A 23,553-nucleotide genomic window follows, 5' to 3' on the forward strand; every position below is an offset into this window, starting at 1 on the left:
GATATGAAAAGAGTACTTTATTTTTTAATCATCGTATCTGTGCTGGCTCAATCGTGCAGAAAGTTTGAAAACCAACCTGAAGAAAGGGTTTTAGACGCAGATGTCTTTGATCCAACAGATCAAGAGGGTGTACAATCTACGGCTTATCTATTGGGCATTTATTCTTTCTTGCCTACTGGATTTAACCGTATTGAAGGCGATTTTTTAGATGCTGCAACCGATGATGCAGTGCCGTCTTCAGAACGATCAAATATCATGTTGTTCACCAATGGACAGCTAAACGCAACCAATAATCCCGATAACAACTGGGCAAATAGTTACACCATGATCAGAAGAAGCAATGTTTTCCTTAAAAATATTGGAATCGTTCCTATTCCAGAAGAAAAAAGGAAAAGACAAGTGGCCGAAGCTCGTTTTCTACGTGCTTTTGCTTACTTCGAATTATTGAAACGTTATGGTGGGGTGCCTTTAGTTGGCGATCAGGTATTTGACTTAAACAGTGATTTGAATTTGCCAAGAAATACATTTGCAGCATGTGTAGACTACATTGCGGCAGAATGTGACGCCGCTACGCCAGATTTGCCAAATGGTTCTACTATTGCTGCGGCAGAATTTGGTAGGGTGCCATCTGAAGCTGCAATGGCTTTAAAATGCAGATTGTATTTATATGCAGCTAGCCCATTATTTAATGGCGGTGGATTTGAAACCGATGCAACGCTAAAAGCGATTACAGGTTATCCAACCAATGATCCGGCTAGATGGCAACGTGTAATTACCATTGCTGAAGCTTTAATTGCTAAAGGTTACTATAAATTACCTGCTGGAAGCGGAACTACTGTGTATTCGAATGTATTTACCACTAAGATTAATACAGATATTATTTTGTCTAAGCAATTGCCAAACTCTACGGTAATTGAGAATGCGAATGCGCCAGTGGGTTATGTAGCACCAACTACCAGTAACGGAAGAAATAGCCCCACACAAAACTTCGTAAACGCTTTTACAAACCTAAACGGTACGCCTTACACGGGTACTACAACAGCCGCCTCGCAATACGAAGGTCGTGATCCAAGATTGAAATCGATCTTGTTTTACAATGGCGTGCAATGGTTGGGAAGAGCAGTGCAGACTTACGAGGGTGGTTTGGATAAACCTAATCAAGCTTTTAAAACACAAACCAAAACTTCTTACTATTTGAGAAAGTTCATGGCCGATTTTACTACATCAACTACTTATGCTAACCAGAGCCATAATTTCCCTTATTTCCGCTTTGCAGACGTTTTGTTAAGCTACGCTGAAGCATTAAATGAAGTTGGAAGGGTAGAAGATGCCGTAAGACAGATGAATTTGGTGCGTGCTAGAGCAGGAATTACAGCTGGTACAGGTAGCAGGTATGGAGTTCCTGTTAGCGTAAGTCAGGATGACCTTCGCAACTTGATCAAAAACGAGCGACGTATCGAACTGAGCTTCGAAGAGCACCGCTTCTGGGATTTGCGCAGATGGAAAATGAGTGCTGAACTGGCCTCTACTTTACAAGGATTGACCATTACTCAAAATGATCCTCTTTATGTAGTGAAGAACGTAAACACGATGATATTTCAACCCAAATATTATCACCTGCCAATTCCTTATTCGGAAATCACGAAGAACACTAAGCTAGTTCAAAATGAGGGCTATTATTAAAAAACTCAGGCATTCAATTTAAACATCAATAATCGTACTGGCCATTTATTAATTGGCTGTTCAATAAAAATTACATGATGAAGAAGATAACATATTTATGCTGCATTTGTCTGGTGCTGCTGAGCATTAAGGCTAATGCGCAGAGAAAACAGGTGACAGGTGTGGTAAGCGATCCATCGGGAGTTTTACCTGGTGTAACGGTGCTCGAAAAGAGTAATCCGACTAATGGAACTACTACTAGCCAAGAAGGTAAGTTTACCCTCAACGTAACCAGTAATATCCTTGTGGTAAGGTTAATCGGTTACGCAACTAAAGAAATCAATATTGAAGGGAGAACCAACGTTACCGTATCCTTGCAAGAAGACAATACCAACTTAGAAGATGTGGTGATTGTTGGTTATGGAACACAGAAGAAAAAAACGTTAACGGGTGCGGTAGCCAGCATTGGAGGCGAAGAGATTAGACAAAGTCCATCGCCAAGTTTGCAGAATGCGCTTGCAGGCCGTATTACAGGTTTTTCATCTCAACAAACCACTGGGCAGCCTGGATCAGATGGAGCGAGGTTTTATATTCGTGGGGTAAGTTCTTATGTAGGGGGATCAAGCAATAATCCCTTGATTTTAGTAGATGATATTGAATTCACTTACGATCAGTTTTCTCAATTAAGTGCCAACGAGATAGAATCTTTGAGTATATTGAAAGATGCCGCAACTACATCAATCTACGGCATTAAAGGTGCAAATGGTGTAATTTTAGTTACCACCACTCGTGGTAAAGTAGGCAAGCCGAGAATTAGTGCCCAATTTGAATATGGTTTAAGCCAATTGACCAGACGACCAGAATATTTGGGTTCTTATGAGGCTGCAACGTTAATTAATGAGGCACAGGTGAATACCAATAATCTTAATCCCAATTCTAGCTTTGTACGTACGTTTTCCGATGCAGATTTAGAGCTTTATCGTACTGGTGCTGATCCCTATGGCCACCCAGATAACAATTGGTCAGATATATTACTGAAACAATTTGCTCCACAAGCGAGGGCTAATTTTAATGTAACTGGAGGTACCGAAAAAGCCAAGTATTTCGTTTCTATAGGTTACTTAGATCAGGGTGGGCAAATAAAAGATTTTAGTGAGGACTTAAATAGTAAATACTATTATAAAAGATATAATTACCGCTCTAACATCGATTTAAAAGTGACCAAAACGCTCGACGTAAAATTTGACTTGTTTGGAAATGTAGACGAAACCAATGGTAACAATGCTTCTCCTAACAATACCATCTTTAGCGACATTGGTCGTTTAGCCGAAACTGCACCTTTTAACTATCCAGTTTTCAATCCTAATGGCACTCTAGGCTATAGCGTTTGGCAAAGAACGGCATCGGGAAGAAACAACAACAATATCGTAGGTCGTTTAATGTATAATGGTTACAACCGTAGTTTCAAAAATAACATTAACTTATCTACTTCAGCTACTCAGAAATTAGATTTTATTACTCCTGGGCTTTCGTTAAAAGGAGTGTTGGCCTATCGTAATTTGTATGGTTATGGTCGTTCACTTTCAAGACCTGTAGCAGGAACTGGTTTCATTTCTTATGTTTATGATCCAGCAACAGAGTCTTACAGCTTCGGCCAACGTGACAACATCTTTAGGCTGAGTACGCCTGGTTTAAGTTATAATGCTGGTAGTACAGTTAGTGCACTAACTATGCAGGCCATGTTAAATTATAGCAGAAGCTTCGGTGGGCACAACGTATCTGGTTTGGTATTGTTTAATAACAGTGATAAACGTGCTCAATTTAATACAACGGCAAATCCAGCAAAAGAGAGCCAATACAATTTCAATCCAGAAATATTTAGTGGGATTACTGCGAGGTTTGGTTATGATTATAAACAAAGGTATTTAATAGAGCTTAGTGGCGCTTACAATGGTTCCGATCGTTTTGCGAAAGGCAAGACCAAAGGTTTTTTCCCAGCAGTATCTGTGGGTTGGAACATTGCCGAAGAAAGTTTCATCAAAGATAATGTAAGTTTTATTGATCAGTTCAAATTGAGAGGTTCTTACGGTTTAGTGGGAGCAGATAATACGGACGGCGTATATGCTTACCTTCAGAATTGGGCAACAGGATCGGGAACCGGTTTGTTTGGCTTAGCAACTAACAATCCTTATGGAGTGGTTACCGAGGGAACTATGGCTAATAACGAAGTAACTTGGGAGAAAGATAAGAAGCTAGATATAGGTTTGGATATGGCTTTTTTCAAAAGTAAGTTATCTGCTAAGTTAGATTATTTCAATAATAATAGATACGATATTATTACTACTCGAGGTACAGTTTCTTCTGTATTTGGACAAAATTTGCCATTAGTAAATATCGGTAGAACCAATAACCGAGGTTTCGAGGCAGAAATTAGCTTTAGAGATAATATCAGCAAAGATTGGAACTATTCCATTCAAGGGACTTATTCATTAGCAAAAAACAAAATCACGTTCAGGGATGAAGCCGTTACCTTGTATGATTATCAAAGAGAAACAGGTATGCCGATTGGGTCTCAGTTAAAATACAAATGGACAGGCGAATTTTACACGGCTGATGATATTGCTAATCCTGCAGTTGCTAAACCAACCATTGGTGGAAGGCCAGGAGATTTAAAATACATGGACCTGAATGGCGATGGATTGATCAACGATAGTGATAAATCTTATTTTGGCTATACAAATACACCAAATACTGTAGCAGGTATCACCCTTGGTGCTGGCTATAAAAATTTCAAGCTAACCGTGTTGTTCCAAGCTTCGTTAAACTTTGTATCGAGTGCCCAAGGAGCAGTTATACATCATAATGCAACTAATCAGATGCCAATACACCAACAACATTGGACACCAGAATTGGGCAATAACGCAAAATATCCACAACTATATACTACTGCTTTAAGTCAAAGTCCACGCGATTGGTATTCCGATTTTTGGGCTATACCAGGTGATTACTTGCGTTTAAAAACTGCTGAGTTAAGCTATACTGCTGGTCCGAAATTATTATCTAAACTTAAGGTAAAAGGACTTAGGTTATATACCAACGGCTACAACTTATTGACTTTCACTAAGCTGGATAAGTTGTACAATCTGGATCCAGAAGTATTAGAATCATCAGCAGATTTGCCTTACCCACCAACAAGAATTATAAACATGGGTTTAAACGTTACATTTTAATTTATACCATGAAAAAGATATTAATGATCACATTACTTCCAGTTGTATTGCTTGCTTGCAAAAAATCAGGAGGTTTAGAAGATAAAACTACGGGTTTAACGGAAGAAGCTGTCTTTACAGACAGTGTTTATACTACCAATTTCCTAAATAAAATTTACGTTGATGCAGGCTATACTTTTGGGCCATCAAGATTTGCAGGCGCAGGTGGTTCGGGTAATACAGAGTTGGCCACAGATAACGCCGAAGGAAATAATAACCTTGCGGTTTGGGGAAATGCGTATGCGCAAGGAACCATTGGCCCAAGCAACGTTATCACTCCGGCATATTTTGGCACTGATAAAGATTTTTGGACAACCCCCTATAAAAATATCCGTAGGGTTAATATTTTACTAGAGAAGATTGGTGGCGCACCTTTCCATGAATCTACCAAAAGAAGAATGCGTGCCGAAGCGAGATTTTTAAGAGCATTTTATTATCACCACATGCTGATTGCATTTGGCGGCGTGCCTTTAATTGGCGATAAAGTTTATGGTATAAATGATATTATTAACATCCCTAGAAATAGCTTTGAAGATTGTGTATCGTACATCAATACAGAGTTAGATGCCGCAGGAGCTGATTTGGCCAACGTTGTCTATAAAGATATTGATTTTGGTAGGGTAACTAGAGGTGCTTGTTTGGCCTTAAAATCTAGGGTGTTGTTGTATGCTGCTAGTCCACTTTTTAATGGTGGTGGTATAAGCCAAAGTCCCGTAGTAGCCTATCCAAATGCCAATGCAAGCAGGTGGCAGCAAGCAGCTGATGCGGCAGAAGTGGTTATCGGTTTAAATCAATATAGTTTAAACGTAGATAACGTTACTAGACCTGGAAATGGTTTCTACCAATTGTTCTTGAAACGTGTAAATAGTGAGTATATTTTCCAATACAGCCGACCAGCACAAAAGGAATTTGAAGCTTATTATTTGCCGCCAACACGTACTGGTGCATCTATCATGAAGCCGACGCAAAGTTTAGTGGAGGCATTTCCGATGAGAGATGGTAAAACCATTGGCGAAAGTTCGTCGTATAATCCAAATGATCCTTATGTGAATAGAGACCCTCGTTTCGAGTATTCGATCATCTATAATGGTCTTTCTTACATCAACAACAGTTCGGTAAAAACGGTCATTTATACTTATACCAGTACAGGTTCTACTATCGCAAATAGCACTTCAGATGCTTATACGCCTAGTAACCAGTTTACTGGATATTTTAGCAGGAAAATGTGCGACGAGAATATCTCTAATGGCTTGGCTGCTACAACCGAAAGAGCTTGGCCATTAATCCGCTATGCAGAAATTTTATTGAACTATGCAGAGGCAATTAATGAGGTTGGTCAGCCTGAAAAAGCAGTAGAAAAACTAATAACGCTAAGAAATAGAGCTGGTATTTTGCCAGGTGCAGATGGCAGGTATGGTATTAAAGCTAATATCACGGTAGATGAGCTACGTACGTTGATCCAAAATGAAAGAAGGATTGAATTGGCTTTTGAAGATCATCGTTGGAATGACATTAGAAGATGGAAGATCGCATCGACGGTATTGAAAGGTTTTAATAGCATTGATATCATTACCCGTACTGGAACCAATACTTTTGTGCATACCATTTCAAGGGCTCCGCGTCCGCTAAATTTTAGAAATGCGATGTATCTTTTGCCTATTCCTTTATCGGAAATTCAGAAAATGCCGCTGATGGAACAAAATCCAGAGTATTAGTTTTATTATAATTTGTAATGGGAGCAGGGCAGCGCAATGGCGCTGCCATTTTCTTTTTTAGAATGTGTTTAATTTAAAACCATCATTGCATATTCCACTCAAATTTCTTTATTTGTAATTCAACCAGAGCTCAAACTGTATGAAAAGTAATCAAGTAACCATTGTAGATATTGCCAAAGAATTGAACATGTCAAAATCTACGGTATCTAGGGCGCTTACCGGTCATCCCAATGTGAAACCCGAAACTAGGGCTAAGGTATTGGAACTTGCCGAGAAGCTTGATTACCAAAGAAATATGCTTTCCATCAGTTTAATCACTAACAAAACCAAAACAATTGGTATCGTACTACCCGATTTTTTTACTTCTTTTTTTCCTCAAGTTGTAGTTGGAGCACAGGAAGAAGCAGCCCGACAGGGTTACAGTGTAATCGTATCGCAATGCAACGAAAGCTACGAAACCGAGGTGGCCAATTCAAAGGTAATGTTGGCTAACAGGGTTGATGGAGTAATGGTGTCCTTAACGAAAGAAACCCTAAACTACGATCATTGGAAGGCTTTTGTGAGAAGGAAAATTCCGATAGTATTTTTTAACCGTGTTTGTGAAGAAATGATGGTGCCAAAAGTAGTGGTTAATGATTATGATGGTGCATTTCAGGCAGTAGAACATTTAATTGCTACAGGTAAACGTAGAATTGCACATTTAGCCGGACCAAGTCAGTTGGTGGTAAGTCGTAAACGGATGAATGGGTATCGGGATGCGTTGAAAAAAAACAACATTCCGGTAGATGAAGAACTGATCATTGAATATGATTTGAACTTAACCAAAGTGAAAATGTACGTAAAGCATTTGTTGGGAATGACCAATCCGCCAGATGCGATTTTTGCGGTAAATGACCCCACTGCAATTGAGGCAATTCAAATCATCAAACAAGTTGGTAAGCATATTCCTGATGAAATTGCTGTAGTTGGTTTTAGCGACAATTACGGGTCTAACTTTATCGAGCCAAGTTTAACTACCATGGCGCAGCCTGTTAAAGAAATTGGGAAAACCGCCATGGAATTATTATTGGGTTTAATGGATAAAGATATCTCAGAGTGGAAGCCTTTGATTAAAACGCTTGATACCGAGTTGATTGTTAGAAATTCTACTGTTTACAAAGCACCAGAGTAGTAATCCTAACCCCTCAGTTTTTCAATGGTAATATAGGGAACGTTCCCAAATTTAGGGAGCGTTCCCAATTCTTTTTCGGGATTCCCAAGGGCATATCTCTTGATAATATAAATATCTTCGAGTTGATAACAATTGCCCTAAAACGGAATGAAAAGAGAGCAAGCTTCGGCGAAAAGAGATTTAAGAAAAGATAATTTAACAGCAGATTTAGTTGTTGCAGGTGGCGGTCTTTCTGGCGTATGCGCTGCAATTACTGCTGCCAGACAAGGTATCAAGGTATTATTGGTACAAGATAGGCCCGTTTTGGGCGGTAACTCCTCGAGTGAGGTAAGGTTATGGATTTTAGGTGCTACATCGCACATGGGAAACAACAACCGATGGGCTAGAGAAGGTGGCGTAATCGACGAAATTTTAGTAGAAAACACCTACAGAAATCCAGAAGGTAATCCATTGATTTTGGATATGATTTTGTTGGATAAAGTAACGCAGGAAAAAAATATCCAGTTACTTTTAAATACAGCAGTTTTTGAAGTAGATAAAGATGGAGATCAAATTAAATCTATCAGTGCTTTTTGTAGCCAGAACTCAACGTTATATCAGCTAGAAGCGCCTTTGTTTTGCGATGCTACAGGAGATGGTATAGTAGGTTTTTTAGCTGGTGCAGCTTTTAGAATGGGTGCCGAAAGTAAGGAGGAGTTTGACGAGGGAATGGCGCCAACTGCTGAATATGGAGAGTTACTAGGCCATTCACTTTACTTCTACAGTAAAGATACAGGTAGGCCAGTTAAGTTTACACCGCCAAACTTTGCGTTGAGCGATATCACTGAAATTCCTCGTTTTAAACAATTTAATGCGAATGAATTTGGTTGTAAGCTGTGGTGGGTAGAATATGGGGGTAGATTAGATACCGTTCACGATACAGAAAAAATTAAATGGGAACTTTGGAAAGTGGTTTACGGTATTTGGAACCACATCAAAAACTCTGGAGATTTCCCCGAAGCGGAGAATTTAACATTAGAATGGGTAGGTACTATTCCTGGAAAACGTGAAAGCAGACGTTTTGAAGGTGATTATATTTTAAGTCAGAAAGATTTAATTGAACAGCGTAGTCATGATGATGCAGTTGCTTTTGGCGGTTGGTCGATAGATTTGCACCCAGCGGATGGAGTTTATAGCGAAAGACCAGGATGTAACCAATGGCATGGCAAAGGCATTTTCGAAATCCCATATCGCACACTTTACAGTAAGAACATCAGTAATTTATTTATAGCCGGTCGTATCATCAGTGTTAGTCACGTAGCTTTTGGTGCTACCCGTGTCATGGCAACTTGTGCTTATATCGGTCAATCTATTGGTATGGCTGCGGTACTTTGTAAAAATGAAGGCTTGTTGCCAAAAGAAGTGCTCACCAACGGCCACATCAAGCAATTGCAACAAAAACTATCGTTAAATGGTCAATATATTCCTGGGGTAAATATTGAAGATGAATTGGATTTGATCACGAAAAGTGAAATATCGGTATCTAGTACTTTAAGTTTTAAAGGATTTGATCGTTGCGATCTTTGGAAAAACTTGACTACGGCTTCAGCTCAGCTTTTTCCGATGGTTAAAGGTGAATTGCCGGTTTTCAATATTGCAGTAAATGTGCTTAAACCTACCACTTTAAAAGCATCTTTAAGAATTTCTAAAAAGAATGGAGGTTTTACTCCTGATAAGGTTTTATCAAGTAAGGAAATTGAAATTCAAGCAGGTGAACAAAACATCAGCCTTGATTTTGGAGTAAATTTGCCAGAAGCCAAATATGTTTTCATTGTTTTCGGAGCAAATGAAGACGTACAGCTCGGTTTTACAGAAGAGCGGGTTACTGGAATTTTATCGGTATTTAACTCTATCAATAAAGCAGTCTCTAATTTTGGAAAGCAAACGCCTCCAGCAGAAGCAGGAGTGGATGAGTTTGAGTTTTGGTGTCCGCAACGTAGACCACAAGGACAAAATTTGGTTATTTCATTAGCAACACCACAACCTGTTTTTGAAAAATCTAACCTTGTAAATGGTATAGATAGGCCAGTAAGCCAACCAAATGCTTGGGTGGCAGATCCTAAAGACCTTTCGCCAACCCTGAATTTTGAATGGGAAGAAACAAAGAAAATTAAGCAAATAGATTTATGGTTCGATGCAGATTTTGATCATCCCATGGAATCTGTTCTAATGGGACACCCAGAAACTGTAATGCCTTTCTGTGTAAGAAAGTATGTGGTTAAGGATGAAGCTGGTGAGATTGTCTTTAAGAAAGAAGATAATTATCAAACCCACCAACGTATTATCTTAGCAGAAGAAATTAATACTAAAAAACTCACAATCGAAGTAGAACATCCTTCTGAATTGGTGCCAGCGGCTATATTTGCGGTTCGTTGTTATGCTGAAATTAAGCTTTAATTATGGTGCAATTAGATTTTATAGTAATGGGCATTTTCGCCCTCTTGATATTTGCCATAGGCTTAACTTTCACTAGAGTAGGTAGTAAAAATGGCCAAGCTTTTTTTGAAGCTGGCGGCGCTACACCTTGGTGGATCAACGGACTTTCCTTATTCATCAGCTATTTTTCTGCCGGAACTTTTGTGGTATGGGGTTCTATCGCCTATAAATTTGGCTTGGTCTCTAATACCATACAGTTAACTATGGCCATCAGTGGTTTAATTGTAACCTTGTTTATTGCCGCTAAATGGAAAAAAACTGGTGTAGCCACTGCTGCAGAATATATCGGAAAGCGTTTTGGCGATAAAGAACAGCAGTTTTATACTTACATGACCTTGCTGTTGAGTTTATTTACTACTGCTGCCGTACTTTATCCCGTTGGTAAAATGGTACATGTAGCTACAGATCTTCCTGTAAATACTTGTATTTTAATCATCGGGATGATCATTGTGCTTTATACCGCCGCAGGAGGTTTATGGGCGGTTTTAGTAACCGATGTGGTTCAGTTCGTTATTTTATCAGCTGCGGTATTGATCGTTATTCCTATCTCATTTGCCGAAATTGGAGGTTTGCAAAATCTGGTTCAAAAAGCACCCGAACACTTTTTTCAACCATTTAATGAAGATTATACGCTTGGCTTTATGCTCGCCTTCATCGTGTATCAAACCTTTTATATCGGAGGAAATTGGTCGTACGTACAAAGGTATACTAGCGTAGCCGAACAAAAGGATTCAAAAAAAGTAGCAGGAATTTTTACCATTTTATATTTCATTAGTCCTGTGATATGGATGTTGCCGCCGATGATTTATCGAGTAATCAACCCAAATTTAGAAGGTTTGCAAACAGAAGATGCCTATATGATGCTCATCCAAAAAGTAATGCCAGGAGGGTTAATTGGTTTGGTTTTAGCAGGAATGGTTTCGGCTACTTCTAGTAAAGCAAATACTACCATCAACATGGCTGCTACAGTTTTTGCTCAAGACATTTATAAAAACCTGCTCAATCCATCAGCTTCTGAAAAAAATGTGATATGGATAGCCAGGTTCTTTACGCTACTTTTTGGAGTACTTACCATTGTGGTAGCCATGTGGATTCCTAGTGCTGGTGGAATTGTAGAAGTCGTTTTAAGTACCGCTTCTATTGCTGGAGGGGCGCTTTTTGCACCTATCATCTGGACACTTTTTTCTAAGAGACAAACTGGATTTTCGGTAGTTACAGCTACAGTGGTCTCATTGATCATCAACTTATTTTTAAAAGTTGCGGCTCCTGATCTTATCGATTTGAAATTGACAAGAACCATGGAAACCGTTCTTGGTATGGGCATACCCATGTTAATTTTGCTGGTTTTTGAAATGCTGTATAAATCAAAAGGATTTGTATCTGATAAAGCGATAGAGATGAAAAATGCACAAGCATTAACCAAACAAATAGCGGTTTTTAACGAAGAAGAGCATCAAGCAGCAGAAAAGCAAAACATTTTTGGTATTCGTGTTATCGCAATTTCTATGGCAGTAGTTGGTGCCGGAATTATTTATCTAGGTTTAGTAGCTCCTAGCTTTTCTACTATTATTGCTGTGGTAGGAGCATTGATTTTGTTAGGAGCAATTGCTATTGGTGGGGTTACTTTGAAAAAGAATAAAGCATGAAAAAATATATCCTTTCGTTAGGTTTAGCTTGTTTTGCGTTTTGCCAAATGGTAAGCGCACAAATAGAAATGCCAGCATTTTTCTCTGATCATTTGGTGCTTCAACAACGAAGCAATGCCAAAATATGGGGTAACGCGGTAGGTAAAAAAGAAGTTAAAGTTCAAACTTCTTGGGATAAACAGACTTACACTGCTAAACCAGATGATAAAGGAAATTGGTCGGTTGTGGTTAAAACAGCCAATGCTGGTGGTCCTTATCAGATTGTGATTAGCCAAGCAAATAAGGTTGTATTAAAAGATGTATTGTTGGGTGAAGTTTGGCTCTGTTCTGGGCAATCTAACATGGACATGCCGGTGAAAGGATACGATAATTTGCCCGTAACCAATTCTTTGGATTTGCTGATGGATTCTCCAGATCCGATGTTACGTTTATTTAAAATTGAGAAAAAGTACGCAGCTAACCCTGAAAGAAATGTAAAAGGAAGTTGGCAATTGGCAGATGCCAGTTCTGTAGCTCCTTTTAGTGCCGTAGGCTATCAGTTTGCTAGTCATTTGCGTAAACAACTAGGTGTGCCAGTAGGTATAATCCAAGCTACCTGGGGTGGTTCGCCAATTGAAGCTTGGATGGATAGAACTTTGGTAGGCGATGTGTTAAAGGAACGTGTGTTGACCAATCAAGCGATTTATAAAGGGGTGCATCAAACCCCAGGAAATTTGTATAATGGCATGATTTCACCATTGATTGGCTATGGCATTGCAGGGGTGATTTGGTATCAGGGAGAGCAGAATCGTCATAATTATGGTGACTATTTGGAGCTGCAACATGCTATGGTAAGTTCTTGGAGAGCAAAATGGAACATCGGCGAATGGCCATTTTATTTAGTTCAATTGGCGCCAATGAAATATGCCGCTCGAGAGGCCTATAAAGTACCTCTGTTAATGGAAGCCCAGTTAAAGTTACCAGATACTTTGGCTAATTCTGGGGTTGCCATATTAATCGATGGTGGTGAAGAAAAAAATATTCACCCAGCAAATAAAACATTAGCAAGTAAGCGACTAGCTTATCTGGCATTAGCTAAAACTTACCTTAAAAAAGGGATTCCTGTAGCAAGTCCTACTTTTAAAAATATGGTAACCAAAGGCGATACAGTTTTTGTACGCTTTAATAACACCCCACTTGGATTAACTACTTACGACAAGCCTATCACTCAATTCGAATTAGCTGGTACTGATAAGATTTTTTATCCCGCCAAAGCGATGTTGCAAGGAAACTCGGTAAGAGTAATTAGCGATAAAGTTAAGCAACCAGTTGCAGTGAGATATGCCTTTAAAGATTGGGCAATAGGAGAACTTTATAGTGTAGAAGGCTTGCCTATATCTGCTTTTAGAACAGATAATTGGTCTGTCAAGTAGTCTCAAAATGCTTCGGAATTATGGTTTGAAACGAAGATGTTATTCTTTTAGCCTATAAATTTTGAAAAACGTATTTGATTTGTTGTCTCATCATTAATTATTGATTTAAATAGCTTTTGTACATGGCCTTGTAATCCTGTAAGCCTATATAATTCAACGTTGTACAAAACCAAACCATTTTCGTACAAAAACGAACCCTCTGAATACAGTAAGCACATAGTTTTGGTATAACCATTTAAAGAACTAACGTGTATGAAAACTCTCCTAACGATAGCTGCAATCAGCTATAGCAAATTCTCTGAATTTAAGTTTTCTAAAGAAAATCTAATATTCAAATTCCAAAATATTTCGCTAACAGGAATCCCATCAATATAAGCAGTTGCTACTTAACTGAGTTTCCCATCTTCACCTATGTTGGTAAGGATACTGTATTTACCCATTTCATAGGGAATTATTAACTAGGAGTTCACAAATTCTGGTAGCACAATATCATCTAACATCATTAAAAAATAAATAACCCAATATTAAACGTATGAGAAAATTTTACTTGAAAGCATTAGGCATCTTAGGCCTAAATTTATTTGCACTTAGTGTAAGTGCACAAACAACTTATTATGTTAAAACCGATGGAACAGGTACTGCTGCTACTGCGACGGGGTGGTCTACAGCCTCTAAAGATTTGCAAGATGTAATTAACATAGCACAAGCTGGCGACAAAATTTTTGTGGCAATGGGCACTTACCTGCCAAATAGACCCGCTAATAATTTAACTACAATAGATGCGGCAAATAGAGACAATGCCTTTGTGCTTAAAAATGGGGTGAGTATTTATGGTGGTTTTGTGGGTAATGAAGCCAACGAAACACAACGTACGGCAGGAAATAAAACTACATTAAGCGGTGATTTAAATGGAGATGATGTAGCCGAAACTACTGTAAATACCAACACTTACATGACAGAATTTAAATCTGATAATACCTATCATGTGGTTATCGCCTTGGGTTTAAGTGATGTAGTCTTTGATGGGTTTACGGTAACTAGGGGTGATGCTTCGGATGGTTCGGGTACAACAATAACAGTAGATACAAAAGCTGTTGATAGAAGATATGGTGGAGCATTTTACATTTTAGACTGTGGTGCTGGTTTCAAAATCTCTTCAGTTACCGCAACTATTAATAGGGCAGTTGGCGACGGATCTACAGGGGCCGCCACTGGAGCGGGACTGTACGTTTTCAACAGCAGCCCTACGATTGAAAACTGCGAAATTTCAAAATCTTTCAATACTAATAGCACACCAAAATCTACAGCTTCTAATTATGGTTCTGCTATATCATTACTTTCGAAAAGTAATCCTCAGATCATAAAGACGATCATTTCTGAAAATTTTGCAGCCTACGGAGCGGGTGTATCCATAAATGGAAGTAGCCCCGAATTCACAAATTGTACGTTTTTAAATAATCGTGTTATAAGTGGCCGAGGTGGGGCCATAGACATCCGTGGTGGTTTTCCAATATTTACAAATTGTTTATTCTCAGGAAATAGAGCTACTGGAACTGGCGGAGGAGGCGGAGTTTACAATTATTCGGGAAGACCAACTTTTGTGAATTGTATTTTTTATAAAAATACAACAGCAACAGGAAATGGAGCCGCCTTTGGTTCAAACAGTAATAATAACCATGGTGCTGTTTTTATTAATAATACATTTTACGATAATCAAAATGATTTCGGTACCGCTACAGGCACCTATAGCTCAGGTATATTTGTCTCCGCAGTAGGTAGCAATGCCGATTATCAAGAGAAAGGAACTTTCTTGTATAACAATATATTTTTCAGTAATAAAGCTCCATATAATACTAATAAAAGTACAATTGATATTTATGTAGCCGATGCGGCGCTAATTGGAGCATTTAATAATAACATTATCCAACAAACTACTTATCCAGTAGGCACGGGCAATCAAGCTAATGCAAACCCTCTATTTATAAGTGTAGTGCCGACTCACTTGGCTTTTCTAGCACCTGGAAATAATAGTCCAGCTAAAGATGCAGGTAGTGACAGTGACAACACTAGTTTAATTGATTTTAATGGTAGAGCTCGTAAAAATGGCGCTATTGATATTGGTGCTGTCGAATTTCATACTGTGTTGCCAGTTTCGTTTATCGGTTTTACGGCGAAGACAATTACAAACGGTGTGCAGTTAAATTGGAAAGTTGGCTCAGAAACTAATAACAAACAGTATATCATTAGTCGCAGTGTTGATGGTGAAAATTATAGCTTAGTGACCAAAATAGCAGGTAAGATAAATAGTGCAGAACCGTTGAGTTATAGTTACACAGATCAGACTGTTAACGGAGGTAATTATTATTACAAGTTAGAGCAGGAAGATTTAAATGGTGAGATAAATTATCTAGCCACCCAAGTAGTGAAAATTGACTTAGCGGGTGGCAGTATAAATGTTTATCCAAACCCAACTGCTGGCAAAATAACTGTGGCTCTAACTACAGGTGGCTACAGCAAATACAGTGTAATAAATTTACAAGGTACAGCTGTACTTCAGGGTAGCATTCATAAAGCTGACCAGCAAGTTAGCCTGAATTTAACTGGTCTTGCAAAAGGTACCTATATCATCAAATTAACGGGTATTGCTGGAAATGAATTTTCGAGAGTGATCAAATTCTAAAGTTAAGTCTATGGGTTAGCCAACTAAGAAATAATTAGGGAATAGACTATTCGGAACAATTTTCAAAAGCCTTGCAGAAATGTAGGGCTTTTGCTTTATGAATTAAATAGTCTTCAGCGGATAGTCATTAATGCAATAAAATAGCATGTCCTCGTTTTTATTAAACTGCCACTATTGAAGATATGCGATTTACTAAAGAAGATGGGTCTCGAACTTCAAAACCCAACAGAATTACAGTGTAAGGTATTTGAAAAACAAGGAATTAAAAGAGCATAAAAAAAGCAGCTCTTTTCAGAACTGCTTTTAAACTCGGGGTGGCTGATGGGGCTCGAACCCACGACCCTCGGCACCACAAACCAATACTCTAACCAACTGAGCTACAGCCACCGTGTTTTTTAGTGTCACAAAAGTACAACTTTATCTATTCAAATCAAATATTTTTTGATTTAGCAAGGAAAAAAAATGCAATTCGTTATTTCTCAAATAATTAAATTTCTTTGATTAGAAAATAGTTATCTGAAGAGACTTAAATGGCAATTGATTTATAGATATCCAATCACTAAAAATGATAAAAATACCTATGCCTGCTAATGTGAGTCTATTAAATAGATAAAAAAAAGACGCAAAGCGAAAAAAAGCTATCACTAAATTATGTAGATTTAGTCTAAATAAGTAGTTTTGCGACATATTCATAAACTTATCTAATAGAAATGAAGAAAGTAGCACTTATCGCCTCATTTGTATTTGCAGTAGTCTCAGCAAATGCACAAAATAGAAATTCATTATTGCAATCAGATTTTTGGAAACAAAAACCTAATGTAGAAACTGTAAAAGCCGAAGTTGCAAAAGGAAATAATCCTGCAGAATCGGACCAAAGACATTTCGATCCAACTTCTATGGCAATCAATGCTGATGCTCCATTGGAAACCATCAAGTTTTTATTAGATCAACAAGGAAATCCGGTAACAAAAGGAACGCACCATAGCCGTACTTATTTACATTGGGCTGCCGCTAAAGGTAATGTAGAATTGGTAAATGAACTATTGAAACGCGGTTCTGATGCTGAAAAAGGCGATAGTTATGGTGCGCCCGTGGTGGCTTACGCAGCTTCTACTGGTCAAGCTAACACAGCTTTATATGATACTTTCTTCAAATTAGGTTCAGACCCTAAAAAAAAATATACAAACGGAGCAAACTTATTGTTATTGAGTATTGCTGCTGATAAAGATTTAAAATTGGCTGATTACTTGGTGTCTAAAGGTTTGTCTTTCAAAGACGTTGATGCGGAAGGCGCTACTGCTTTTGATTATGCTGCTAGAAGTGGTAATATAGAATTTTTGAAAGCTGTATTAGCTAAAGGTGCAAAACCAACAGGTTTAGCTTTATACTATGCCTCTCAGGGTGGTCGTATGTCATCAGCTTCGCTAGAATTGTATAAATATTTGGTAGAAGATTTGAAATTAAATCCATCAGCTACTAATAAAGAAGGTAATAATGTTTTGCATAATATTGTTCGTAGACCAAATCAAGAAGAAATCATTAATTATTTCTTGACAAAAGGAGTGGATGTAAATAAAGCTAATGAAGAAGGTAATACCGTTTTTATGAACGCTGCTACTAGCAGAAATTTATCGGTTCTTGAATTGTTAGCCCCAAAAGTTAAAAATATCAACGTCGTAAATAAAAAAGGCGAATCGGCTTTAACGCAAGCTGTAAGTGCTAGTTCTCCAGAAGTTGTTGCTTATTTAATTGGTAAAGGAGCTAACGTGAAAGTAGAAGATGCTGCAGGTAATAACTTAGCTTATTACTTGGTACAGAGCTACAGACCGGCAGGCAGACCAGGCGGTCCAGGTGCACCACAAGCTCAAAAAGATGAGTTCGCTGAGAAATTAGCTTTGTTAACTGCAAAAGGATTGGATATCAATGCACCTCAAAAAGATGGTAGTACTTTATATCACGTTGCTATTGCTAGATTAGATTTAGGTTTGCTAAAAAAACTGAACGATTTGAAGGTAAACGTGAATGCTAAAAATAAAGAAGGTGTAACTGTATTGCACAGAGCTGCCTTGATTTCTAAAGATGATGAAATTTTGAAATATTTAGTAGCTATCGGTGCTGATAAAGCGATTAAAACTGATTTCGATGAAACAGCTTTTGATCTAGCTGCTGATAACAAGTTCTTGTCAGAAAAAAATATCTCTGTTAACTTTTTAAAATAATTGAATGAAGGCTTTTTTAAAGATTTGTGCGTTAGGATTATTATTAACTGTTGCTGCTCAAACACAAGCTCAAACTTCTAAGTATAAGTGTATGCTGCAAATGAATGCATATACGGGCGAAGAGGCTTATATCGTGGTTTCGTTAATCAACCCAAAGGGAGATTATGAGAAAACGTTGTACATGATGGGCGATGACAAAAAGTGGTACAACGGATTTAAAGAATGGTTTAAGTTCTTCAATAAAACTAAAAAAATTGACGGTAAAACTGGTGCATCTATTGGAGGTGGCGACAGAACTATGGTAAACCTAGATATCGACGACGCTGTAATTAACAAAGGTTACAAACTACGTTTCGAAAGTTCGGTAGAAGCACAAAAGTACCACGTGGCCGATGTTGAAATTCCTCTGACTACAGAAGGACTTGCAGGTAAAGCCGATGGTAAAGGCTACATCAAATACGTTAGATTTAGTAAAGTACAATCGTAAATATATAAAATGACCCTATCCATTTGGCGTTATGCCCATTTGGCACTGGCATTAATTTCATCGCTTTTTCTAGTTATGGCATCGGTTACCGGTGCCATACTTGCTATAGATGCGGTGCAAGAAAAAATGCCACCCTATCGTGTTGCTAATTTCGACCAAATTACTTTAGCTCAAACGGTTCCTGTTTTAAAGAAAAATTTCTCTGAAATCAGTGAGATTGACATAGATCATAATGGTTTTGTTCGCTTAAAGGGATTTGATGAGGAGAGCAATGAAATTGATGCTTACATTGATCCCACAACTGCAAAGGTTTTAGGTAAGCCGATAGAGAAAAGTGCTTTCGTTACTTGGAATATTGCACTTCATCGTTCTTTGTTTTTGAAGGAAACTGGCCGTGCAATAATCGGGATTATCTCATTTTTATTGTTCTTAATCGCTATTTCTGGTCTGGCTTTGGTTGTCCAACGTCAGCGTGGCATGAAGCGTTTTTTTAAGAAAGTGATCAGAGAATATTTTGCCCAATACTATCATATTATTACAGGTAGAATTATTTTAATTCCGGTGTTAATTATTGCTTTGACCGGAACTTATCTTTCTATGGCAAGATTTCAGCTCTTTCCAGAACATAAAGCCGAACATAAAGAAATTGTAGCTTCAGAAGAAGAGCCGGTTCAAAAGAAATTGGCTGATTTCGCTCTGTTTAAAAATACTAAACTGGCGGATGTTAAAAAGATAGAATTTCCTTTTGCTGAAGACCCTGAAGAATATTATAACCTTAAGCTAAAAGACCGAGAATTGATTGTAAATCAGTTTGATGGGCAGGTATTGAGTGAGGTCAAATATCCAAGCACTTTATTGTTAGAAAACCTCAGTTTAGATTTACATACTGGTCGTACTAACATTATTTGGGCAATTATTTTGGGGATTGCCTGTTTAAATATTCTGTTCTTCATTTATTCTGGTTTTGCCATTACGCTGAAAAGAAGAGCGACCAAGATTAAGAATAAACACAAAACTCAGGATGCTGAATATATTTTATTGGTAGGTACAGAAAATGGAAGTACGCTTCGTTTCGCCAATGCTATTCACGAGCAATTGAATGCGCAAGGAAAGGTTTCTTATCTTACGCAATTAAATCAGTATGAGACTTATCCAAACGCCAAGTATTTACTAGTTTTTGCTTCTACTTATGGCTTGGGCGACCCACCTACAAACGGCAATAAATTTCTGCAGTTAATCGATAAGCATCCTCAAAAGAATAAAATTAATTTCTCTGTAATTGGTTTTGGCTCGCATGCTTACCCAGATTTCTGTGAGTTTGCCAAACAGGTAGACCAAAAGTTAGCTGCACAAACTTGGGCAGAACGATTAATAGCACTTCACACGGTGGATGATAAGTCTGCAATAGAATTTGTGACTTGGGTAAAAGCTTGGAGCGAAAAGACAACCATAGAATTGGCTACTACACCAGCTTTATATGCTAAAAAACCGAAAGGTTTACAGAAAATGATGGTGTTGGATAGGACGGAAGTAAATGCAGATGAACAAACTTTTATGCTTACCATTCGTACGCCTGCTAGAACTAAATTTACGTCTGGAGATTTGCTGGCTATTTATCCTGCCGATGATAATCGTGAGCGTTTGTACTCTGTAGCTCGTTGCAATGGGAATGTACAATTAGTAGTTAAGCTTCATCAACAAGGTTTGGGTTCTGAGTATTTGAACAAGCTCAAAGTCGGTAATGTTTTCAGAGCTCGAATGGTGACTAATGCTTCGTTTCATCTGCCAAAAAATAAAGCTGTTGCGATGATTGGCAATGGTACTGGTATTGCACCGTTTTTAGGGATGATTTCACAAAGTGCTAAAAACTCAAACAATCGTTTGTACATTGGTTTCCGTCAAGAAACTGACGTGATTAAAAAGCATAAGGCATTTTTGGAGCAGCAAGTCCAGAACCATAAATTGCAGCGTTATCAAATTGCTTTCTCGCGTGAGCAAAATCATTGTTATGTGATGGATTTAATCCGTAACGATGCTGCGGAATTGGCAAATTTATTAAAAGATGGTGGTGTAGTAATGATTTGTGGTTCGTTATTGATGCAGCAAGATGTAGAAAAAACACTGAATGAGATTTGTGTGGAAATAAATGGTAATCCACTTTCGTTTTATAAAGAAAAAGGGCAGTTGTTGACAGATTGTTATTAGTAAATTTGTTTCCCTCTCTGCCCTGTGGGCATCTCTCCCAAAGGGAGAGAATAGCAAAGTTTGTTAGGCATTTCGTTTCTCTCCCTTTTAGGGAGAACCGTAGTGAAACGAAGCTCATTGATGCTAAAATAAATATAATAAAATCAAAAGATGGCGTAGCCAGAGAGGGTTAATAGAAAACATGATGAAACCAAACTCGTATAACGTTTTAAGATTGCTTCTTAAACTCGCAATGACGTTCCAACGCTCGTCATTGCGAGGAACGAAGCAATCTCTCATGCTATTATCATTGTTTTTCTACGCTTTGCAAGCCAATGCCCAAGTACAATGCCAACGTCCCGTTACGTTAATGGGCAGTCGTTTTGATATTACCATCGTAGCTGCAGATTCCGCGAAAGCCGAAAAACATATTGACGAAGTAATTGCCGAAATGAGCCGAATAGAAGAGTTGATTTCAGATTGGAAGGCAAGTTCACAAATTTCGGAGGTGAATCGTAATGCAGGAGTTAAACCCGTAAAAGTAGATAGAGAAGTCTTTGAACTCACCAAACGAGCAATTTATTTCTCTAAAATCACGGAGGGTGCATTCGATATCAGCTATGCTGCCATGGATAAAATTTGGAAATTTGATGGCTCCATGAAGCAAATGCCAACACCCGAAGAAATTCAAAAATCGGTAGCAAAAGTTGGCTATCAAAATATCGAACTAGATAGTGTAAACTCTACTATTTTTCTAAAATTAGCTGGGATGAAAATAGGTTTCGGTTCAACAGGCAAAGGTTATGCTGCGGATAAAGGAAGGGAGTTGATGGAAAGCAAAGGCATCAAAGCGGGTATCGTAAATGCTTCTGGAGATATGACTACTTGGGGAGTAAAACCCAATGGAAAAGCTTGGAATGTCGGCATTACCAACCCTTTTGATGAAGAAAAGTACATCGCTATTATCCCTTTAAAGCGTGAAGCTGTTACTACATCTGGTAATTACGAAAAGTACGTTGAGTTTAATGGAAAGCGTTATGCACACATCATTAACCCAGTTACGGGGTATCCAGCTACAGGACTGATTAGTGTAACTGTGATTGGACCTAGCGCAGAAAAAGCCAATGGTTTCAGTACATCTATCATGGTTTTGGGCAAAGAGAAAGGACTAGAACTAATTCATCTACACCCCGATTACCGTTGTGTAATAGTAACCGATGAGGGGGAAGTAGTTAAGTCTACTAACTTTAAAGCAAAGATGAAAAAGAAGCTTAAGTAAAACTAAAACAACGAATGATATACGATTTTAGGTTATTCGGGCAAGTTAGTTTTGAAATTGGGTTTTGAAACTACTCGAGCCAAAGTAGTATTTCTTCGTTTCACTAAAAATCGGCCTTGGCCTGTTCGGGATGCAAAAGCTGAGCCAACTTTGTGGCTTTAATAGAACAGGGCGCAGCCGCAGCTTTTTTTGCATACTTTTTTCAGCTGAAGGAAAAAAGTTTGTCCGCGAAGCGACAGAAAGAAGATAGAAGTAGGAGTTTAATGTTGGCAATAAAATTAAAGCTTGTACTCATCAATTAACTCGCCAATCTGTTTAGCATAATCAACATCTAATTCTTCGGAAGTCCAATTGGTTTGCCCATCAGAAGAAACTGGATGAATTGCACCTAAAAGCTCACTGCCTTCAAATACATCGTAAGCGCCATCCAGACGTGGTTGTATAGTAAGTGTTTGACCGACTAAGTTAATTTCAAATGGTTCCATAACAATAGTTTTTGTTAAGGAGTAACAACCTAAAGAGAAACTTGTTTTTTACTGGTAAAATTGAAGATAAGTTTTGATGATGAGCCAAATGGCAAAGCCTATAATCACTACACCGGCAATTTTGTTCAGCTTTTTTAAGGTGTTTTCCTTAATCCGATAACGCAGCTTGCTTGCATAATAAGTTTTTAAGCCGTCGATAGCCAGTTGTGTAGCCATAGCGATAAGGAAGCAGAGAATTTTTTCAGGTAAAGTGCCTAATTTTACAGAAATAATTCCACTGACTACTACCCAAAACATCAGGGTAGAAGGAGTGAGGATGCACATCAAAAAGCCTTTGAGTACATATCCTCTTTTGCTCACTTTGATATTATCGCCTTCGCAATAGTTGATTTTTACGTTCGATAGAAGATAGTAGAGACCAACACCTACAATGAAAATTCCACCTACAATACCTACGTATTTATCAAATTCTCTCTGGTATTTAAAGAAGTGCGAACCAAATAGCACAAGGGTAATCAAGATAAGGTCGCTTACGATAACGCCAGAAGCAAGAGAAAATCCTGCTTTAAAGCCTCTTTCAATGCTGGTCTTAATCATGGCGAAAAAAACCGGTCCTGTTAAAAAAGATGAAATCAGTCCCGCCCCAATACCCAAAATGATTGCTTCAAACATGTTTACTTTCGTAATTTCTGCTAATATGCGATTTTCAGCTCTAAAACCTTAATTTTTATTCAGTTTTTACAATTGGAGAAGTTGCTGCTAAAACGTAAAAAGCTATAACCATGGTGAGTAATGTTAAAGTGTAAAAAGTACACTATTGGTTTCGGAAAAATTAACTATGTTTATCGCAAATTTTCAAACCTTAAATT

General features: G+C 38.1%; 14 protein-coding genes and 1 tRNA gene. 12 read left to right on the top strand and 3 right to left on the bottom strand.

Annotated features, from left to right (window positions below; genetic code table 11):
• Positions 1-3 precede the first annotated feature (3 nt).
• The 8 genes from CRO54_RS01675 to CRO54_RS01710 all read left to right on the top strand — a co-directional run bounded on the left by CRO54_RS01675 (position 4) and on the right by CRO54_RS01710 (position 16,030).
• A complete protein-coding gene (locus CRO54_RS01675) occupies positions 4-1,683 on the top strand; it encodes a RagB/SusD family nutrient uptake outer membrane protein (protein ID WP_097127962.1) in 1,680 nt (559 codons plus the stop codon).
• 77 nt (positions 1,684-1,760) lie between these two features.
• Positions 1,761-4,892 (top strand): SusC/RagA family TonB-linked outer membrane protein, encoded by a 3,132-nt coding sequence (locus CRO54_RS01680; RefSeq protein ID WP_171047800.1) that lies wholly within the window; start codon positions 1,761-1,763, stop codon positions 4,890-4,892.
• An 8-nt stretch (positions 4,893-4,900) separates the two neighbouring features.
• A complete protein-coding gene (locus CRO54_RS01685) occupies positions 4,901-6,646 on the top strand; it encodes a RagB/SusD family nutrient uptake outer membrane protein (protein WP_097127967.1) in 1,746 nt (581 codons plus the stop codon).
• A 139-nt stretch (positions 6,647-6,785) separates the two neighbouring features.
• Entirely contained in the window at positions 6,786-7,817 is a 1,032-nt protein-coding gene (locus CRO54_RS01690) for a LacI family DNA-binding transcriptional regulator (RefSeq protein ID WP_097127969.1), read from the top strand.
• 147 nt (positions 7,818-7,964) lie between these two features.
• Positions 7,965-10,253, top strand: a complete 2,289-nt coding sequence (locus CRO54_RS01695; RefSeq protein WP_097127971.1) for an FAD-dependent oxidoreductase — start codon at positions 7,965-7,967, stop codon at positions 10,251-10,253.
• Positions 10,254-10,255: 2 nt separating this feature from the next.
• Positions 10,256-11,938 carry a sodium:solute symporter family protein gene (locus CRO54_RS01700; protein ID WP_171047801.1) on the top strand — a complete coding sequence of 561 codons (1,683 nt, stop codon included), beginning with the start codon at positions 10,256-10,258 and terminating at the stop codon, positions 11,936-11,938.
• Positions 11,935-13,350 carry a sialate O-acetylesterase gene (locus CRO54_RS01705; protein ID WP_097127973.1) on the top strand — a complete coding sequence of 472 codons (1,416 nt, stop codon included), beginning with the start codon at positions 11,935-11,937 and terminating at the stop codon, positions 13,348-13,350. Before CRO54_RS01700 ends, CRO54_RS01705 begins: the two co-directional genes overlap by 4 nt.
• 532 nt (positions 13,351-13,882) lie before the next feature.
• Complete coding sequence (locus CRO54_RS01710) at positions 13,883-16,030, top strand: T9SS type A sorting domain-containing protein (RefSeq protein ID WP_097127976.1); 2,148 nt, start codon at positions 13,883-13,885, stop codon at positions 16,028-16,030.
• A 313-nt stretch (positions 16,031-16,343) separates the two neighbouring features.
• Here the strand turns inward: CRO54_RS01710 and CRO54_RS01715 are convergent.
• Positions 16,344-16,417 (bottom strand) — tRNA-His (locus CRO54_RS01715).
• Positions 16,418-16,740: 323 nt separating this feature from the next.
• On the opposite strand from CRO54_RS01715, the gene CRO54_RS01720 reads away from it, so the two are divergent.
• The 4 genes from CRO54_RS01720 (at position 16,741) to CRO54_RS01735 (ending at position 22,199) form a co-directional block, all read left to right on the top strand.
• Positions 16,741-18,249 (top strand): ankyrin repeat domain-containing protein, encoded by a 1,509-nt coding sequence (locus CRO54_RS01720; RefSeq protein WP_097127978.1) that lies wholly within the window; start codon positions 16,741-16,743, stop codon positions 18,247-18,249.
• Positions 18,250-18,253: 4 nt separating this feature from the next.
• Positions 18,254-18,736: a DUF2271 domain-containing protein gene (locus tag CRO54_RS01725; protein ID WP_097127980.1), complete on the top strand. Its 483-nt coding sequence runs from the start codon at positions 18,254-18,256 to the stop codon at positions 18,734-18,736.
• Between the two features lie 9 nt (positions 18,737-18,745).
• Positions 18,746-20,941: a PepSY domain-containing protein gene (locus CRO54_RS01730; RefSeq protein WP_097127983.1), complete on the top strand. Its 2,196-nt coding sequence runs from the start codon at positions 18,746-18,748 to the stop codon at positions 20,939-20,941.
• A gap of 277 nt (positions 20,942-21,218) precedes the next feature.
• A complete protein-coding gene (locus CRO54_RS01735) occupies positions 21,219-22,199 on the top strand; it encodes an FAD:protein FMN transferase (protein WP_205943935.1) in 981 nt (326 codons plus the stop codon).
• Between the two features lie 278 nt (positions 22,200-22,477).
• On the opposite strand, the gene CRO54_RS01740 is transcribed toward CRO54_RS01735, so the two are convergent.
• Positions 22,478-22,684, bottom strand: a complete 207-nt coding sequence (locus CRO54_RS01740; RefSeq protein WP_097127986.1) for a hypothetical protein — start codon at positions 22,682-22,684, stop codon at positions 22,478-22,480.
• Between the two features lie 48 nt (positions 22,685-22,732).
• Entirely contained in the window at positions 22,733-23,356 is a 624-nt protein-coding gene (locus CRO54_RS01745) for a LysE family translocator (protein WP_097127989.1), read from the bottom strand.
• Positions 23,357-23,553: the final 197 nt, after the last annotated feature.

Source organism: Pedobacter xixiisoli, from assembly GCF_900215335.1.
Classification (GTDB): Bacteria; Bacteroidota; Bacteroidia; order Sphingobacteriales; family Sphingobacteriaceae; genus Pedobacter; species Pedobacter xixiisoli.

Bases quoted from the DNA above. Each gene is read 5' to 3' on its own strand.
- CRO54_RS01730 (WP_097127983.1), top strand. From the start codon at position 18,746: ATGACCCTATCCATTTGGCGTTATGCCCATTTGGCACTGGCATTAATT.
- CRO54_RS01710 (WP_097127976.1), top strand. From the start codon at position 13,883: ATGAGAAAATTTTACTTGAAAGCATTAGGCATCTTAGGCCTAAATTTA.
- CRO54_RS01725 (WP_097127980.1), top strand. From the start codon at position 18,254: ATGAAGGCTTTTTTAAAGATTTGTGCGTTAGGATTATTATTAACTGTT.
- CRO54_RS01745 (WP_097127989.1), bottom strand. From the start codon at position 23,356: ATGTTTGAAGCAATCATTTTGGGTATTGGGGCGGGACTGATTTCATCT.
- CRO54_RS01705 (WP_097127973.1), top strand. From the start codon at position 11,935: ATGAAAAAATATATCCTTTCGTTAGGTTTAGCTTGTTTTGCGTTTTGC.
- CRO54_RS01700 (WP_171047801.1), top strand. From the start codon at position 10,256: ATGGTGCAATTAGATTTTATAGTAATGGGCATTTTCGCCCTCTTGATA.
- CRO54_RS01735 (WP_205943935.1), top strand. From the start codon at position 21,219: ATGCTATTATCATTGTTTTTCTACGCTTTGCAAGCCAATGCCCAAGTA.
- CRO54_RS01720 (WP_097127978.1), top strand. From the start codon at position 16,741: ATGAAGAAAGTAGCACTTATCGCCTCATTTGTATTTGCAGTAGTCTCA.
- CRO54_RS01685 (WP_097127967.1), top strand. From the start codon at position 4,901: ATGAAAAAGATATTAATGATCACATTACTTCCAGTTGTATTGCTTGCT.
- CRO54_RS01675 (WP_097127962.1), top strand. From the start codon at position 4: ATGAAAAGAGTACTTTATTTTTTAATCATCGTATCTGTGCTGGCTCAA.
- CRO54_RS01680 (WP_171047800.1), top strand. From the start codon at position 1,761: ATGAAGAAGATAACATATTTATGCTGCATTTGTCTGGTGCTGCTGAGC.
- CRO54_RS01690 (WP_097127969.1), top strand. From the start codon at position 6,786: ATGAAAAGTAATCAAGTAACCATTGTAGATATTGCCAAAGAATTGAAC.
- CRO54_RS01740 (WP_097127986.1), bottom strand. From the start codon at position 22,684: ATGGAACCATTTGAAATTAACTTAGTCGGTCAAACACTTACTATACAA.
- CRO54_RS01695 (WP_097127971.1), top strand. From the start codon at position 7,965: ATGAAAAGAGAGCAAGCTTCGGCGAAAAGAGATTTAAGAAAAGATAAT.